The organism is Olavius algarvensis spirochete endosymbiont (assembly GCA_900608495.1).
In the GTDB taxonomy this organism is placed as follows: domain Bacteria; phylum Spirochaetota; class Spirochaetia; order DSM-2461; family DSM-2461; genus UBA2779.
On the sequence record UWYT01000246.1, the window covers coordinates 49,029 to 64,914 of the forward strand.

The 15,886-nt window shown below is 45.9% G+C and carries 14 protein-coding genes and 1 tRNA gene; 9 read left to right on the forward strand and 6 right to left on the reverse strand.

Features of this window, described 5'->3' with window-relative positions; translation table 11 throughout:
* Positions 1-112 precede the first annotated feature (112 nt).
* Positions 113-1,774, forward strand: coding sequence for a RecQ family ATP-dependent DNA helicase (locus tag S1OALGB6SA_RS07445; protein ID WP_124033048.1), 1,662 nt, complete (start codon positions 113-115; stop codon positions 1,772-1,774).
* Positions 1,775-1,948: 174 nt separating this feature from the next.
* On the opposite strand, the gene add is transcribed toward S1OALGB6SA_RS07445, so the two are convergent.
* The 3 genes from add to S1OALGB6SA_RS07460 all read right to left on the reverse strand — a co-directional run bounded on the left by add (position 1,949) and on the right by S1OALGB6SA_RS07460 (position 4,730).
* Positions 1,949-2,983, reverse strand: a complete 1,035-nt coding sequence (add, locus tag S1OALGB6SA_RS07450; protein ID WP_124033049.1) for an adenosine deaminase — start codon at positions 2,981-2,983, stop codon at positions 1,949-1,951.
* 670 nt (positions 2,984-3,653) lie between these two features.
* Positions 3,654-3,869, reverse strand: coding sequence for a 50S ribosomal protein L28 (gene rpmB / locus S1OALGB6SA_RS07455; RefSeq protein WP_124033050.1), 216 nt, complete (start codon positions 3,867-3,869; stop codon positions 3,654-3,656).
* Between the two features lie 87 nt (positions 3,870-3,956).
* The gene (locus S1OALGB6SA_RS07460; RefSeq protein WP_124033051.1) at positions 3,957-4,730 is read right to left on the reverse strand and encodes a hypothetical protein; all 774 of its coding nucleotides are present in this window, start codon (positions 4,728-4,730) and stop codon (positions 3,957-3,959) included.
* 41 nt (positions 4,731-4,771) lie between these two features.
* On the opposite strand from S1OALGB6SA_RS07460, the gene S1OALGB6SA_RS07465 reads away from it, so the two are divergent.
* Positions 4,772-5,467 (forward strand): hypothetical protein, encoded by a 696-nt coding sequence (locus tag S1OALGB6SA_RS07465; RefSeq protein ID WP_124033052.1) that lies wholly within the window; start codon positions 4,772-4,774, stop codon positions 5,465-5,467.
* 30 nt (positions 5,468-5,497) lie between these two features.
* Positions 5,498-5,917 (forward strand): metal-dependent transcriptional regulator, encoded by a 420-nt coding sequence (locus S1OALGB6SA_RS07470; RefSeq protein WP_124033053.1) that lies wholly within the window; start codon positions 5,498-5,500, stop codon positions 5,915-5,917.
* Between the two features lie 49 nt (positions 5,918-5,966).
* Here the strand turns inward: S1OALGB6SA_RS07470 and S1OALGB6SA_RS07475 are convergent, their stop codons facing one another.
* A complete protein-coding gene (locus tag S1OALGB6SA_RS07475; RefSeq protein ID WP_230204493.1) occupies positions 5,967-6,668 on the reverse strand; it encodes an endonuclease III domain-containing protein in 702 nt (233 codons plus the stop codon).
* A gap of 195 nt (positions 6,669-6,863) precedes the next feature.
* On the opposite strand from S1OALGB6SA_RS07475, the gene S1OALGB6SA_RS07480 reads away from it, so the two are divergent.
* Positions 6,864-6,936, forward strand: a tRNA-Pro gene (locus tag S1OALGB6SA_RS07480).
* Positions 6,937-7,242: 306 nt separating this feature from the next.
* Here S1OALGB6SA_RS07480 and S1OALGB6SA_RS07485 read toward each other — a convergent pair.
* Together S1OALGB6SA_RS07485 and malQ are read right to left on the reverse strand one after the other, a co-directional pair.
* Entirely contained in the window at positions 7,243-8,664 is a 1,422-nt protein-coding gene (locus S1OALGB6SA_RS07485) for an alpha-amylase family glycosyl hydrolase (protein ID WP_124033054.1), read from the reverse strand.
* Positions 8,648-10,201: a 4-alpha-glucanotransferase gene (gene malQ, locus S1OALGB6SA_RS07490; protein ID WP_124033055.1), complete on the reverse strand. Its 1,554-nt coding sequence runs from the start codon at positions 10,199-10,201 to the stop codon at positions 8,648-8,650. Before malQ ends, S1OALGB6SA_RS07485 begins: the two co-directional genes overlap by 17 nt.
* Before the next feature lie 328 nt (positions 10,202-10,529).
* On the opposite strand from malQ, the gene S1OALGB6SA_RS07495 reads away from it, so the two are divergent.
* The 5 genes from S1OALGB6SA_RS07495 (at position 10,530) to S1OALGB6SA_RS07515 (ending at position 15,886) form a co-directional block, all read left to right on the forward strand.
* On the forward strand, positions 10,530-10,772 hold the full coding sequence (locus S1OALGB6SA_RS07495) for a hypothetical protein (protein WP_124033056.1): 243 nt from the start codon (positions 10,530-10,532) through the stop codon (positions 10,770-10,772).
* A gap of 584 nt (positions 10,773-11,356) precedes the next feature.
* The gene (locus S1OALGB6SA_RS07500; RefSeq protein WP_037565121.1) at positions 11,357-11,974 is read left to right on the forward strand and encodes a hypothetical protein; all 618 of its coding nucleotides are present in this window, start codon (positions 11,357-11,359) and stop codon (positions 11,972-11,974) included.
* A complete protein-coding gene (locus tag S1OALGB6SA_RS07505) occupies positions 11,971-12,798 on the forward strand; it encodes a DUF2764 family protein (protein WP_037565122.1) in 828 nt (275 codons plus the stop codon). The genes S1OALGB6SA_RS07500 and S1OALGB6SA_RS07505 overlap by 4 nt, the downstream gene beginning before the upstream one ends.
* Positions 12,795-14,549, forward strand: a complete 1,755-nt coding sequence (locus S1OALGB6SA_RS07510; protein WP_124033057.1) for a V-type ATP synthase subunit A — start codon at positions 12,795-12,797, stop codon at positions 14,547-14,549. The genes S1OALGB6SA_RS07505 and S1OALGB6SA_RS07510 overlap by 4 nt, the downstream gene beginning before the upstream one ends.
* A gap of 20 nt (positions 14,550-14,569) precedes the next feature.
* Complete coding sequence (locus tag S1OALGB6SA_RS07515; protein WP_230204494.1) at positions 14,570-15,886, forward strand: V-type ATP synthase subunit B; 1,317 nt, start codon at positions 14,570-14,572, stop codon at positions 15,884-15,886.

Here is a 15,886-nt window from a genome sequence, read left to right on the forward strand (position 1 = left end):
TCAAAATTCAGAATAGCAGAGTCATATTCCTTAGGTCAACAAGAAAACCGTGGAATTGTCGATATCGCGGCAACTTTGAAGTATTACGACCCTGGAACACGTAAACGAAAATATGACACTGACAGAGCATGAAGATCCTGTTATCAGTACTTGCCAGAACGTTTTCGGCATAACAACCCCTTCCCCTTGGCAACGCCTAATCATTGCAAACGTACTGGATGCCATGCTGGTTCACAGCGGGGGACAAAGCACAGAAAATACGCTGGACGGCCCTGAAAGCCTTCGACAGATTGCGGTGCTCCCAACGGGCGCCGGGAAAAGCTTGTGCTGGATGCTTCCAGCTGTTTTATCCGGTGAGTTGACTGTTGCCGTATTCCCGCTGCTATCGCTTATGACAGATCAAAAAAGGCGCCTTGATGATGTCGGTGTGGATTCCGTAACCCTCCGCGGGGGACTCAGTCATAGAGAGCGCAGAACCGGATGGACCGCCCTTGAAAGTGGACAAATTTCAATAGTTATAGCCAATCCGGAAATTCTGCAAAGTTCGTCGGTCGCCAAGCGTCTCGGGGAACTCAAACCTAAATTCCTTGTTATCGATGAAACCCACACTGTCAGTCAATGGGGAGAAAGCTTTCGGCCCGCCTGTGCGGAAATAGGTAAGCTTGTTGAGCAGTGGAATCCACCTGTAGTGCTCGCTCTCACAGCTACCGCGGGCCCACATATCCGCGATAGGATAACACAGCTACTGTTTAACGGCGAACCTTCACAAAATGCCTTGGCAAACCCTGATAGACCCGCAATAAAATATGGCGTGATTCCCTCTCTTAGCCCCAATCATGTCCTGGAACGCCTGATTCGCAGCGAGTCTAAACCCCTAATAGTTTTTGGTCCAACTCGCTCCTCTGTCATGAACTCAGCGCGCCTGTTGCGAAATCGACTTTGCAGTCAGGAAATACGTTTCTACCACGCAGGCTTAACTCGCGAGGAAAAACTGCAAATTGAAGCCTGGTTTTTAAACAGCGATGATGGGATACTCTGCGCCACCTGTGCTTATGGAATGGGCGTAGACAAGCCCAACATACGCACTATCATCCACCTCTCCCAACCCCCTTCAGTCGAGGCCTATCTACAGGAGTCCGGCCGCGCATCTCGCGATGGCAAAGGCGCAAATGCATGGCTGATTTGGCACAGGGGCAGTAAAATCAAAATAGAAGGATCGGCGAATCTAAACTATTCCACAGGTCAGGAGAGGGAAAAACCCGCTGGAATGGAAAATCCGGAAAGGAGCCTGAGGGAACAGAATTCCGTGGAAGAAGCAAATACACAATCGCAAATTGCCCTCACAGGCTCTCGAGAGGCTCCCATAAATCCGCAAGCAGTCATTCATCTCCGCCAACGGGGGATGATAAACTATGTCTCTTCGATTCATAGCTGCCGCCGAACGATACTTCTCACCTCGTTAGGCATCAAGGCCCAGGACTGCAGTGGTTGCGATGTGTGCAGTGGCCAATCGCGCACAGAACCCCCAGAGGAAAAAACTATAATCCGGGCGATAAAATGGAATCGCCTCCGTTTCAGTAAGGGTAAATTGTCACGAATTCTGGTGGGCCGCCGTTCCGCAGAAATACTTCGCTCCGCTCTCCAAACAACTCGCGGCTTCGGCTCTCTTAGCGGCTGGGAGTTGGAAGATGTCGAAGAAGCAATCACCAGCCTTATTCAAATGAAAAAAATCAAAGTCAAATCTCGCTGGCCCTTTAAAGGCAAGCTATACTAGCCCGCCCCTGCACTCCCCCGGCTTCGATGTCTGCAGGTAGATTTCCAAAAAACCGCTTTCTCCGTATTTGAAATGCACTCCCGTCTGTCACTACAGAGGCAAAATCCGATATATGACTGATATCTCGAACAAAACCTCAAGTTCACTTCAACCTCTCCCTCGATTAAGCTCCAGTCATTGATTTGCAATTAGAGGAGATGCTTTTGTTTGCCAGAATTCCCGTTTTTGATCATCCGGCATAAAGGAGTAGTCAACGTTGTTCTTCAACAACTTAATGATTGTCTCATCATCCAATCCACAATAAGTGCTGATATCTGTATACTCGCGGTTAAGATTGGTTCCGAATAAAACCGGATCGTCTGTATTCACAGTTACGGGGATGCCATATTCGATGAACTTGCCGATAGGATGATTAGAAAACTCAGACACGTATTTCTTTGTGAATACATTGCTCGTAACACAAATTTCGAGAGGAATATCCCTGTCTCTCAGCATCTTCATTACATCTTCATCGTATATTGCGCTTGTGCCATGCCCTATACGCTCAGCAGAGCATAAATCAAGAGCTTCCACTATTGATTCCGGACCCACTTCTTCACCCGCATGAGCTACTAAATGAAAACCAGTATCCTTTGCCTTTTTGAATACCTCATAATAGTCCCTTGCAGGATTTCCAATTTCCAATCCACCCAAACCAAGTCCGATTATCGCTGTTTCAGGATTACTTCTGATATAGCTTTTCACAGTGTTGAGATTATCCATCGCATTCTCAGGTCCAAATGACCTGGAGAGATCAACTATAAGTCGTATCTTCTTGTTGTATAAGCTCTCAATTTCCCGGACGTTCTGATCCCATATCGCATAAAAATCTTGTACCGCAACAAATCCAAGATTTTTCACCATAGACGGGGAAATAAATCCTTCGAGATAGTCAACTCGATTTTCAATCATGTACTCCAGTACATCTTCCGCTAAGAACGCATAGTCCTCAAGATTTCGGAAAAGCTTTTGCAAATCAAAGAAATTGCCAATCATCTCAGAAAGTGTTTCCACAAAAATGTAGTTACTGAATTCGTTTTCATTTTCTATGTTTTTCAGTACTCCATACTTCCTATTGAGTTTCAACAAGGTTTTAATACTCGCCACAGCTTCAAGATGAATATGAATCTCCACCTTAGGTATTTTCGAGATAAGACTGACAATGCTCATTGCAACCTCTTTCCAGAATGAGAAGTATAAAGATTAATTCCTGCACTCCGGTTCATTATGAGGTTTATTGCTTTGTGTATCAATGTAAGGATTACTTGTTAAACTTGCGATTCCATTGTTTCCTGGCAATGCGCCTCTGTTCAATATTGTTGACATTATAACGGTATGGAGACTGGAAGCACAAATGGTGATGAAGAAACACGCTTGACGGAACAAAGATGCAATCTGAAACATAGAAACGGATAGTTCAAGAATTGATTCTTCACAGACGATAACTTTTTTTAGACACCATGAATCAGCTTGAAAGTTTGGTGCTCATACCTTTGCACATTGAATGAGATGAAACTATTACCACCGTTGACTTCACGAGCCGTGGCTTTCGGTTTCAAGTCACCGCTATCTCAATCGCACGTATCACTCATCTATCCATCTGAGACTCCTCTTTCCGCAATATTTCTGTCTTGAAGGAAGAGCTCCAGCATCATCCTCGTTTCCATTAAGTTGCCTGGAGACATAGAATCCCTCAAACCGGAAGGTACTTGAACACCTGAAAAGAATACGCCCGAAAGAGAGCGAATGTGCAATGTGAGACATCACGTGCGACACAGGTGCTGAAATAATCCCTGTGAAGTTTTAGTTTGTGGTATTTGAACGGTAAGGTGGGTTTAGCCTAAAACACCTTTCCGGTTTTAAGACAGCGAGTGCATACTTTCATCCGTCTACCCCCGCCGTTTGCCCTGATTTCAACGAGATTGGGCTTGAAAAGCCGTTTTGTTTTCACACCTATGTGCTGGCCCGCACCACCCTCCTTCTTTGGAAGGCCCTTGCGGGGCACATTGTTCCCCGAAACTGTGCCTTTGCCGCAAACCTCGCATTTTCTAGACATCTCACACCTTCCAGTACATAACTCGAAACAAGACAAAGCTAACTCAAACACGATGGATTTGTAAAGCCTTGAAGAGCTATCAATGCTTCACGGTCTAAGGGCAAATACTCCGCGAGCCAATATATCCGCTATTTCTTTCTTGCGATACGGCGGCAACGACTCATCTTCCCTCAGCAAACTCTCCCAGCTCGCCTCAAATCCCTCCGGTAGGGTTTCCATAAGGGCCAAAGAAGCAGTGAATACACGCGGTCCTGATTCGAACATATGATTCACAGCGAACAAGTTTTCCACTATCACCCGCAGGAAACCCGAGAGTGAAAGACGGAAATAGAGGAGATCGTTCTTCAAACACGCGGCTCCAAGATCGCCCAGAAAATGATCGATACGATGATGACAGGATTCAATCCAATTAGCCCAAAGAACCTCGGGAAGATTATCGAGTTTTTCTAAAACTTTATCAATCCAGTTAGACTTAGACCAAACCACGGTTCCAGTGGAAATTCGATGAAAGAGATAGGTGCCTCGTTCTTTGGAAAGCCAGCGATCGTCGTACGTTAATTCAAGTATACTGTCAACTCGGCCAGTGTCCTTGTAAGATATACGAACCGGTAAATCTTCCATTAGAAACCGATCCTTTTCTTTGCTTGAAGAGGTTTCGAAATAGCGTATACCGGGAAAGATGGCTGCTCGCTCATTTTTACCGGGAATTTTGGAATCTCGAAAAACATCAAGTGTGATTGAAAAATTGGGATCGTATGTATCTTTTTCGGCGAAATGCTGGAGAATTACAGTTTGCACTCCATCCCAGAATTTTATGATTTCCACGATATCGTTAACTACTTTCCGCACCTTGACTTTCATTTTCTTGTCCTTTTGTACTGTTTTCAGTGTATAAGTTTAGCATGGACTTAAGTTGCGAGTCAGCGAATGTGCGTGCTTATATTGTTGGACTTGGAGTACCTGACAAAGTTTCGCACTTTTTCCGTAAGCTTGTAAGAGATTTCATCGGAAAAACCGGCAACGGTGATGCAAAGAGAGGAGTGTACGGGTATTCAGAGGCCGATGATATTGGAGAATGCGGAGAGGAGCGAACAAGTAAGGTAGCCACGTGGCCGATGGAGCCAATGGTTCCAATCCTGGTGTGCACCGAGCGCCCCAAAGCACCGGTAGCAGGGTTGATGCCCTTATGTGAGACAGCGATTGAAGTGGGAAAACGTTTGATGCTGGATAAGTCTAGCAGATGGCTCATTCTGCCGGTGAATTCCAACGGTTGGTTCGAAAATCTGCGACAAAAACTGAGTGAGAGTGGACAAAAGCACGAAACGCAAACTTCAGTATATGAAGATACCCCAGCGCTTCCACTGTGTTTGGGATTGCCGCTCCTGTGTATGGATGAATGCGAAGAAAAACCCTTCTCGAGTGTGTCAGAAATCAACATTGATGAAATTGGAGGATGGAAAGCCTTGATGCTAATCTGTTGGGAAATCGAATATCTAGCCAACCGGCCCTGGCATCACTCGGTTTATTGGGTGTCTATTTGGAAGCGGAGGTTGCGGAGAGCCGCTGGCGCGTTCAATATGGGATGGGATATTGCTTAGTTTCTACTAATCTGCTACCCTGAACTCCAAATGAATCAACAAGAAGGCCTTTCCCCAAGTATGGAGGATTATCTGGAAACAATTCTGCTGTTGGAGAAAAAAAATCGAGTTGCAAGGGTAAAGGATATCGCCCATGAACTATCGGTTCAGATGCCTTCGGTAACCGGTGCCCTGAAAACCCTGAAAAGCCGCGCTCTGGTGGAATACGAAAAAAATTCCTTCATCAATCTGACACCCAAGGGGCTCACTTTGGCTCAGGCGATTTTGCGAAGGCATGAAATACTGGTTAGCTTCTTTAAGTTGGCGCTTGGGCTTGAGGGCGATAGCGCCGAGTACCAGGCCTGTCAAATCGAACACGCAATAAGCCAGGATACGGCTGAAAGATTTTCGAAGCTCACACGCTGGATTCAGGAAAACGGAACTACCGCACCAGGAAGCATAGGCGACTAGAAGAATGAGAGGCGGCGATAAGGCTTAGCTCGGCTCCACCACTTTGAACTTACAGCCCGTGGCGGGGGCAGATATCGCTAAGCGGGCAGGCATAGCAGTTGGGCCTCCTGGACATGCAATATTTACGGCCATGGAAATTGACCGTCATCGAGAAATCGATATGACACTTCTCGGGAACGATTGCGCCGATCTCTCTCTCAATCTTAACCGGATTTTTCTCTTCTGTTAAACCAAGCCGCCTGCAAACCCGCCCAAAATGTGTATCCACAATTATCCCCGGAAGTCCCCAAATGTGCGATCTAATAACATTTGCGCTCTTCCTTCCAATTCCAGAAAGCGAAGTTAACCTATCCATTTCCTGTGGCAATTCGCCTCCATATTCCTTCACCATTCTTTTTGCCCCACGAACTAAATTTCCAGCCTTCTGCCTGAAAAAGCCCAATGGATGAATGATTTTTTCCAGTTCCCGAATATCGGCACTTGCCAATTCCCGCGAACTGGGATAGAGCCTGAAAAGACTGGGAGTAACCCTGTTCACAGCCACATCAGTTGTCTGAGCCGAGAGGGAAACGGCTACAAAAAGTTCATACGGGTTTCTGTAGTTTAATGGAGGACGCCAGTTCGGATACTCACTATTCAAGCGCCTAATCAATTCATTTAGATGAAGTTCCAAAATATAAGGCCCTGAGGCATCCATAACGAATTTCGTTTTCACTGCCTCCGCCAATCTCACCGCAACACATCCCATCATCAAGAATGCCCCCGGAACACAACGTATTCCCTTGGGGGCGTAGTGAAATTGTGAAGAGACAAAAATACATCTCTGATGTTTGACTGTAAACCAAGTCGAAAACTTGCACAATCCTCAAAGGAGTTTCATCGGGGAGCTCACACGCCCCTGGTTAATTGACACCCCTCCATGAATCGCATAGAATGCGAGTCAGTTCGGAATGTAGCCTAGCGGCCAGGGCGCCTGCTTTGGGAGCAGGAGATCAGAGGTTCGAGTCCTCTCATTCCGAATTACAATACAGGACAGAAGCTTTGTCGGCCAACTCAAGTTGAAAGTACTTCTGTCATCGAAGAATTGGAACCCAATTCCCCTGATAAGTCTTGTTTTCTCATCCCACTGGCCACAATCACTCGAGGCGACGCCAGAACCACGATGATATCACTGTCATTCAAACGATTGTTCACATAATTCTTTCACGAATTTCCATTTCATTCTCATTGAGGCTGTTCCTGTCACCAAATTGACTCATCCATCCCAGGTTCTCAAAACGCAGTGCTCTACTGCGTCAACTAGTCGCATGTGCATGTCATAAAGTTTAATCGATTAAACCCCAATCCAGAATGGTTATCTGATCATCTATAGCAAGTATGCCTCTGTCGAGGACCGATTTCGAGTTGTCAAACGGGTTGTGAAACACTGCATCCAGTCGCAACTCGCCCCAATGCGTGCCTATATTGAATTTGCAAGAAGGCTGGGCCTCTACGTTGAAAACTCCGATACGCAGGCCGATTAGACTGGTGTTTGAATCTCGTCGTTCGTAGGCTGCCGCTATATAACCCGCGGGGGCTGGAGGATACCAGAAGTATCCGTCTCGAACGATACCCGATTTCTTGAGCGCAATAAACTGTATTAAAAGGCTATGATGTTTTACGCAATTGACATCACTCTTTGTCAACCAATCAATCGGATCTCGGTTAAATAGACTGGGTTGGTGGCTGGCCATATATTCCTGGCCCGCATAAATTAGCGTAGTACCCTTTTGAAACAGGCTAAAAGCGGTCCAGGCTGCCAGAGTGCTTTGTATATACCCCGCGTGGCTTGAGCCTTGAACCTGAGATGATACTGTGGAAGTTATGTGCCTATCAAACGAAGCAGTTGCAAATAACTTTCTCGCCCTGCTTTGATCATGATTCTCGAGAAAGCGCAGCTTAAGATCCGATTCTCTATGAGTGGATTCCTGAATTCTTAGTCGATCTACATAATGTTTCAAATCTATTGCGCCGTATATAAGGCTAATCCAATCCGGATACACATCGTAATCATAGGACAAATCAAATACTTCCAGGAGCTCGCAGTCGCTTAAACAATCAAATCCCATGCGCCGAACGGCATGAATGAATGAACTTTCAACGGCTTCCGCAATCCAGATTGTATCAGGCTTTATCTGGGAGCAGGCATCACGGGCATCAAACCAGAAAGGCAGAGGAATCAACGGTGCCACATCGCAGCGGAAACCGTCGACTCCGTGCATAATCCAATCTTTCAGAGTTTCGATTTGATAATTCCAAAGCTCTTTAATTGAGTAATCAAGTTCTATTACATCGCTCCATTCATCAATTCTGCTGCCAGGCACCCCGTTCGAATTTTTCCAAAACCAATTTGGATTAGCCTTCCTCATAAGAGAATCGGCTGAGGTATGGTTGAAAACAATATCAATGATTACCGCTAAACCACGCCCGTGAGCCGCCTCAATAAAATTTGAGAAATCATCCATAGTGCCAAATTCTGGATTAATTGCCCGATGGTTACTAATTGCATAGGGACTGCCCAGGGTGCCCTTGCGTTTCTCAGCTCCGATTGGATAAATGGGTAAAAGCCATATTATGTCGACACCCAGATTGGAAATACGTTCAAGGTCTGCTATAAGTCCTTTAAAATCTCCGGTTTTGGAGTGATTGCGCACATACACCGAGTAGATAGTTTTATTGCGCAGCGAGGGGTTAGTAATCTGCGCCACTGTTTTCCCCTTTTGTGTCCCGCGAGTAATTCAATCTTCCGTAGATTTCACAGAGCTTCCTTAAATATTCGGCTCTTTCGTCACTGAAAGATGTTTCAGGCGCCCGCCACATCCAGTTATCACCAAGAGTTCCGGGTGTGTTAAACCTTGCCTGATTGTCTAGGCCCAATACATCCTGCATCGGGAAAATTGCGAAGTTGGCCACAGAAGCCATTGCGGCTCGCAGCATGGCTCCTGCCACTGTTTTGGCATCCGTGGTTTCGCCAAGATTCAAATAATCAATTACCTTTTTCCTATCGCATTCAGGCGCGATTTCAAACCAGCCGGCAATGGTATCGTTATCATGTGTTCCTGTGTAAACTACACTGTTCTTGTCGTAATTATGCGGGAGATAATTATTCTCCTCCGATGCATTGAAAGCAAACTGCAGTATTTTCATTCTCGGAAATCCACAGGCCTCGATAAGTTCCACAACTTCCTCGGTGATAAACCCTAAATCCTCCGCGATTATTGGCAATTCTCCCAATTTCTCGCGGGCCAGCGAAAAGAGAGCTCTACCGGGTGCAGGCATCCACTTCCCGTTTACTGCAGTCGTTTCTCCAAATGGTACCGACCAATAGGCGCAAAAACCTCGAAAATGATCGATTCTCAACACGTCGTACTGCTCAAGCTTGTTTTTGAGAAGGGATAACCACCAGGAGTATTCATCTTCGGCCATTTTATCCCAATCATAAAGTGGGTTTCCCCAAAGTTGTCCGGTTGAGCTGAAATAATCTGGAGGCACGCCAGCGATATTGGTAGGAAGAAGATTGGCATCGAGTTGAAAGAGCCGGGGGTTGGCCCAGCAATCTGAAGAGTCGAAAGCAACAAAAATTGGTATATCGCCAATTATTTTAATTGCTCTCGATTGAGCCTCGGATTTGATGTTTTGCCACTGGTGAAAAAACAGGAATTGTACGAAGAGATGGTATTGAACCTCGTTTGCCGTCTCTATTGTCAGACTGTCAAGCGACTTCTTCTCACGCAATTTCATTTCCTTAGCCCATGTATCCCATGAATGTTCGCCATTTTGATTTTTTAAAGCCATGAAGGTGCAGAAATCTTCCAGCCATTGGGATTGGGCAATTCTAAAAGCTTCCAGTTCCAATGTTAATTGTTTTGGCCCTTTACCCGCAGAATACCTACTCCAAGCCAGATGAAGAAGCTTCTTCTTCTCTGGGATAAGTAGAGAAAAATTCACATAGCTCTCGGGCAGTTGTTTCAGCGGGTCTAGTTCTTCAGGTTCCAATAGTCTGAAGCTAACCAGTTCTTCGACATCTATTAGATTGGGATTGCCGGCGAAAGCACAAAGACCTTGATAAGGAGAGTTGCCATAGCCGGTTGGAACCAGTGGACAAATCTGCCAGTAGGTTTGGCCGGCGCTTTGGAGCCAATCAAGAAAGCTGATTGCCTGTGTTCCAAAGGTGCCGATTCCATAGGAACCAGGCAGTGCCGTAGGGTGAAGCAGTATGCCGCTTGCTCGTTGAAATCCTGTCATTGATATCTCCCGCTTAACTATAACCCATCTCTGTCAGGTTGATTACCCAGGGTTGAATCGGATGAAGCGATGACATCAGGAGTAAAACTATATATCAGTTTTCTAATAAATTTCATAAAAAACTATATACTATAATGACCAGGTAGTATTATAATGCGGCTTGTGATGAGGATAAGTTAATTCTGCTCATTGTGTGTATGCGTTTTTCAGGCTTGATTTGCAGATTGAATGAAACTCAAAGCAACTTTGATTTGGTTTATGTACCCAAGAAGGAGGTGTTTAGATTTAGCATTACGCCCAAGTCTCGAAACAATTCTAAGGAGAGAACATGAAAAGAGTTTTTTTCACTTTATTCATTTTGATAGTAGTTGGAGGCCTCGCGTTCGCCATTGGTGACAAGGAAGAGACAAACACCATGGTTGATTCCATCGCGGTAGCCGCCAGCATCACTATAGAAGAGGCGGTTGATAATTCAGAACTGCTCATGGGCAGCCCCATCATGGTAGTTGCAAATACCACACGATATGATTTTATCAACCTTTTGGACGACAGGAAGAGGTTTGTAGTCTAATCAAACAAACCGACGACGAGTTGTATCGTCATTTAGAGTCTACTGGGGATTTATGTGTTAATATTGCGGACTGGGCGGATGTTAGATGACTTAAGATGCTGAGCGCAAAAAAGTACAACACACTTTTTGGTGTACGGCCCCCTCCTGCAAGATTAACTTGTGTGGAGGGGTTTTTTTTGTTGTCGACCAGATAAGCGGGAAGCTTAACGAACTCCGGCAGAAGTGTGGCATACTTATCTTTGTGCTTGATTTCGCCGTAGAAACAGCGAAAATATATGCATTGGATATCACGAGGTAAATTATATGAAATTGATGCGGTTCTTCGTTGTAGCGCTCTCGCTGGCTATTCTAGTTGCATATACATTTGTTATTTAGAAAAGCCTGGGAGTAAAAAGATTTCAATCTCCGTATGAGGGAGCCAGTGCGGAGATGGCTGATTTCTGCCGCACGCTCTGACAAGCTGGTCGCCAGACTGGCTGGATTCTTGTATTTACGATTCCATTTATGAAATCTCCTCATGTATTCGGTTAATAGGCTGGGTATGGATACACAACTGTTGAAAAGTGTATGGTAAGGGGAGAAGAATGAACGACAAATTGCAGAGACTTACAGATAAGATTTACAAAGATGGTGTGGAGAAGGCCCATACCGAGGCAGAAGCGTTGCTTCGTGAGGCCGCGAGGGAAAGGAATGAAATACTTGGAAGAGCCGAACTTGAAGCGCAGGCAATTGTTGAAAAAGGGCGCAGAGAGGTGGAGTCGCTAAGGTTAAAAACAGAGGCGGAATTGTCCTGGGCCGCCAGGCAAACAGAGAGTAATCTGAAACAGAGGGCTGTAGCCTTTCTTACCGATGGCATCTTACATGAAGAAGTGAATAAATCCCTGGGAAACGGAGATTTGCTTACCAAACTCATTCTGACGGCGATGGATGCCTGGGCGGCTAGTGGGAAAGCTCCCAACCTTTCATTGATACTCTCCGACGCCCTGGAAAGAGAATTCATTCTGGGCCTGCAAACTGCGCTGAAGAAACAAATTGACCAGGGATTGAGTATCAGTTTTTCCGATAAAATTAGAAACGGTTTCAAGTTTGAGTCTAAGGACGGGACTTACAATTTTTCGTTCACCGATAAGGATTTCGAAGAGTTCTTCCGTTCCTTCGTAAAGAAGAAAACCCGGACAGTTTTGTTCGGAGGTGAATATTGACTCAATACTATTATCTGGTTTCCAGCCTACCCGAACTTGCCTCTGACACTTCATTTGATAAACACCCGTATCCTGCCTTTGATGAGTTTGCCCGCGAAGAACTGCACCTTGCTGATTACTCGGATATGCGCAAATGCTTCTTACTGAATGATGCTTCAAATATCAATTCAAAACTGGATGCATCTCCTCTTGCAATGAAAGCACCTTCTTTCTATAGCGAGAACGAATTGGAAGATGGTTTGGCAGAACCAGACGAACTTTTTGACTTCTTCTCTGAATTCATTTGGGACATCAGGCTTGAAAGGCAGAATCAATTTACAATGTCGAAAGAAAATGAATTGCTTTGCAGGATGATGACTGCGCTTAGCACTGAGAAAAAATCCGAAATCAGGGGATTCCCACGGGAATATCTGATCTTCAAGGCACAGTTGAAAAACTTGACGACAGCGCTGGCCTGCAGAAAGGACGAAAGGTTATACATAGACGAGATTTTCCCCTTCGATCATTTCACCAAGAAAATCAGTATGAGTCAGGCGCCCGATTTCGGCATTGGCGATGAACTGGGTGTAATGAAACCTCTAGTTGATGCTTTTGCCGATTCCTCGGCTTTGGATATTGAACGGGCAATTACTAAAACGAGTTGGGCATGGCTCGACGAAAGGATTGGGTATAAGCATTTTTCCCGCGAGGTTGTATTTTCTTTTGCAATACGAATTGCAGATGTGGAACGGTGGCTCTCGATAACACCTGTTGATGGTAGACGAATGCTTGATGAATTGCTGGAAAAACTCCATAGAAATACAACTAAGAAGAGTCCTTTATGACCCGAGGAATAGTTACGGGAATAACTGCCAATCTGATTACTGTGGAAGTGGATGGTCCCATCAGTCAGAATGAAATTGCATATCTGCAAAATAACGATGAGCGGCTGATGTCCGAAGTTATAAGAATTACTGGGAAAACCGCATATATGCAGTGCTTTGAAAGCACCCGGGGAGTCAAAGTGGGACTTCCAGTGGAATTTTCAGGCGAGATGCTGGAAGTGGAACTTGGCCCGGGGCTTCTATCGAAGAACTACGACGGCTTACAAAGCGATCTGAATAAAAAGGAAGGTTTGTTTTTAAAAAGGGGTGAATATACAGCGGCGCTCAATGAAGAGAAAAAATATGAATTTGCCGCGCTTGCGACAGTGGGGGAGAGAGTAAATGCGGGGTTTTGGTTGGGAGAGGTTAAAGAGAACTGGGTGAACCATAAGATTATGGCGCCCTTCAATTTGGCAAGCGAGTGGATTGTTGAGTCGGTGGCTGCCAATGGAATCTACGGTATCCACGATGTTATCGCAGTGATAAGGAACGATGCGGGCGAAAGAATGGAGCTGTCAATGACTCAGCGATGGCCTGTGAAAATCCCGATTAGAGCTTATAGAGAAAAATCTCGGCCATACCGACTTATGGAGACGGGCTATCGAATTATCGATACCTTCAATCCGCTGGCCGAAGGAGGAACTGGTTTCATCCCCGGGCCATTCGGCTGCGGGAAGACGGTTGTCCAGCACACAATTAGTAGAAATGCCTCGGCAGATATCATTATTATCGCCGCCTGTGGTGAAAGAGCTAACGAGGTTGTGGAAATCTTCACCGAGTTCCCGGAGTTGGAAGATCCACGCACCGGACGCAAACTCTTTGAGCGAACAACTGTTATCTGTAACACGTCGAACATGCCGGTTGCCGCGCGCGAGGCATCGGTATATACAGCTATGACTATAGGTGAATACTACCGCCAGATGGGACTTAGCGTGCTGCTCCTTGCTGATTCGACATCGCGCTGGGCCCAGGCACTTAGAGAAATGTCCAACCGCCTTGAGGAACTCCCTGGCCCGGATGCCTTCCCCATGGATCTACCGGCAGTAATAGCAAATTTCTACGCTCGCGCCGGAATGGTATATCTTCACAATGGGGCAAGCGGAGCAGTTACCTTCATAGGCACGGTGTCTCCCGCCGGTGGCAATCTGAAGGAACCTGTAACCGAATCCACCAAGAAGGTGGCCCAGTGCTTCTATGCTCTCTCGCAAAAGCGTGCGGATTCAAAACGCTACCCGGCGATAGATCCTCATGATAGCTATTCCAAATATCTGGAAAGTCCGGAAATACAGCAGTTTCTCTCTGAACGCTCCGGCCCCAGGTGGGTTAGCGACGTGCTCTCGCTGAAAAACCGGATGTTGCGTGGCAAGGAGGCTCAAGATCAGATTTCCATTCTTGGCGATGATGGAGTTCCTATCGACTATCATGTTGATTTCTGGAAGAGCGAATTGATAGATGCCGTTCTGATACAGCAGGATGCCTTCGATCCCATCGACAGTTTTGCCTCGGTAGAAAGGCAGGAATATGGCTTGGAAATGTTGAAGAAAATATGCGATAGAAAATTTCGTTTCCAATCATTTGAGGCGGTGGCTCCGTATTTCAAGAAAATTATCAATTCGCTCAAGCAAATGAATTTTTGCGATTTCAACTCCGCCCCGTTCAAGGAATTCGAAGCCCAATTCAAATCCATGCTAAACGAGGGAGATGTCTCCTAATGCAAAGCAGCGCCTTTCAGATGATACACACCAAAATAGAAAAAATAACCAAGGCAACGGTAAGTTTGGAAGCAAGCGGCATAGGAAATGAAGAAATGGCCTGGGTGGACAATCGCCTCGCCCAAGTGGTTAAAATCAATAAAAATCAGGTAACCCTTCAGGTATATGTGGGCACGGAGGGAATCTCCACCAATGCCGAGGTGGTCTTTCTAGGGCGTCCGCCGGTATTAAAAGTATCAGAGCACTTGGCTGGCAGATTCTTTGACGCTTATGGACAACCAATTGACGGCAATCCAGAAGTGGAAGGCGAGGAAAGGGAAATTGGCGGACCATCGGTTAATCCTGTTTGCCGCGAGCAGCCCAGTGAGCTGATTGCCACAGGCATTGCCGGAATCGATTTGAACAACACGATAGTCACCGGCCAGAAGATACCATTCTTCGCAGACCCCGACCAGCCATACAACGAAGTTGTGGCCAATGTGGCGCTGAAAGCCCAGGCAGATAAGATAATACTTGGGGGGATGGGCCTTTCGAACGATGATTATCTATACTTCAAAGCACTTTTTGAAAATGCAGGCGCATTGGATAAGATAATCAGTTTTATCAATACCACTGAGAATCCTCCGGTTGAACGCCTACTGGTGCCCGACATGGCTTTAAGCGCCGCTGAATACTTCGCCGTGGATAAAAACGAGAAGGTTTTAGTGCTCCTTACAGACATGACTCTCTATGCGGATGCCCTTGCCATAGTCTCCAATAAGATGGATCAGATACCATCGAAAGACTCGATGCCCGGTTCCCTGTATTCCGATTTAGCAAAGCTCTATGAAAAGGCTGTTCAGTTTCCCAAAGGAGGCTCAATAACAATCATAGCAGTTACCACACTTTCGGGTGGGGACATCACTCATGCCATTCCGGACAACACAGGATACATCACCGAGGGTCAGCTTTTTTTGAGGACCGATACAGATATTGGGAAGGTTATAGTCGATCCCTTTCGCTCCCTGTCCCGTCTGAAACAACTTGTTATAGGAACGAAGACTCGCGAGGATCATGGCCAGGTTATGAATGCCGCAATCCGGCTCTACGCCGACGCGGCAGAGGCTAAAACAAAGCGTGATAATGGCTTCGATCTTAGCAAATACGATAAGCGCTGCATTGATTTTGCCCGAGACTATTCCAGGCACCTGCTTGCGATTGATGTGAATCTCGACACCAAAGCTATGTTGGAAGTAAGCTGGCGCCTATTTGAAAAACATTTCTCGTTAGACGAACTCGGAATAAAAAAAGCTATCTCAGACAAATACTGGCGCGGCCCGGGAAATAATGGGAACTAG

What these genes read in the sequence shown, in the direction of transcription:
- S1OALGB6SA_RS07445 (WP_124033048.1), top strand. Translation starts at nt 113, where the DNA reads ATGACACTGACAGAGCATGAAGATCCTGTTATCAGTACTTGCCAGAAC.
- S1OALGB6SA_RS07470 (WP_124033053.1), top strand. Translation starts at nt 5,498, where the DNA reads ATGAATCAACAAGAAGGCCTTTCCCCAAGTATGGAGGATTATCTGGAA.
- S1OALGB6SA_RS07460 (WP_124033051.1), bottom strand. Translation starts at nt 4,730, where the DNA reads ATGAAAGTCAAGGTGCGGAAAGTAGTTAACGATATCGTGGAAATCATA.
- rpmB (WP_124033050.1), bottom strand. Translation starts at nt 3,869, where the DNA reads ATGTCTAGAAAATGCGAGGTTTGCGGCAAAGGCACAGTTTCGGGGAAC.
- S1OALGB6SA_RS07510 (WP_124033057.1), top strand. Translation starts at nt 12,795, where the DNA reads ATGACCCGAGGAATAGTTACGGGAATAACTGCCAATCTGATTACTGTG.
- malQ (WP_124033055.1), bottom strand. Translation starts at nt 10,201, where the DNA reads ATGACAGGATTTCAACGAGCAAGCGGCATACTGCTTCACCCTACGGCA.
- S1OALGB6SA_RS07495 (WP_124033056.1), top strand. Translation starts at nt 10,530, where the DNA reads ATGAAAAGAGTTTTTTTCACTTTATTCATTTTGATAGTAGTTGGAGGC.
- S1OALGB6SA_RS07465 (WP_124033052.1), top strand. Translation starts at nt 4,772, where the DNA reads ATGGACTTAAGTTGCGAGTCAGCGAATGTGCGTGCTTATATTGTTGGA.
- S1OALGB6SA_RS07475 (WP_230204493.1), bottom strand. Translation starts at nt 6,668, where the DNA reads ATGATGGGATGTGTTGCGGTGAGATTGGCGGAGGCAGTGAAAACGAAA.
- S1OALGB6SA_RS07500 (WP_037565121.1), top strand. Translation starts at nt 11,357, where the DNA reads ATGAACGACAAATTGCAGAGACTTACAGATAAGATTTACAAAGATGGT.
- add (WP_124033049.1), bottom strand. Translation starts at nt 2,983, where the DNA reads ATGAGCATTGTCAGTCTTATCTCGAAAATACCTAAGGTGGAGATTCAT.
- S1OALGB6SA_RS07515 (WP_230204494.1), top strand. Translation starts at nt 14,570, where the DNA reads ATGATACACACCAAAATAGAAAAAATAACCAAGGCAACGGTAAGTTTG.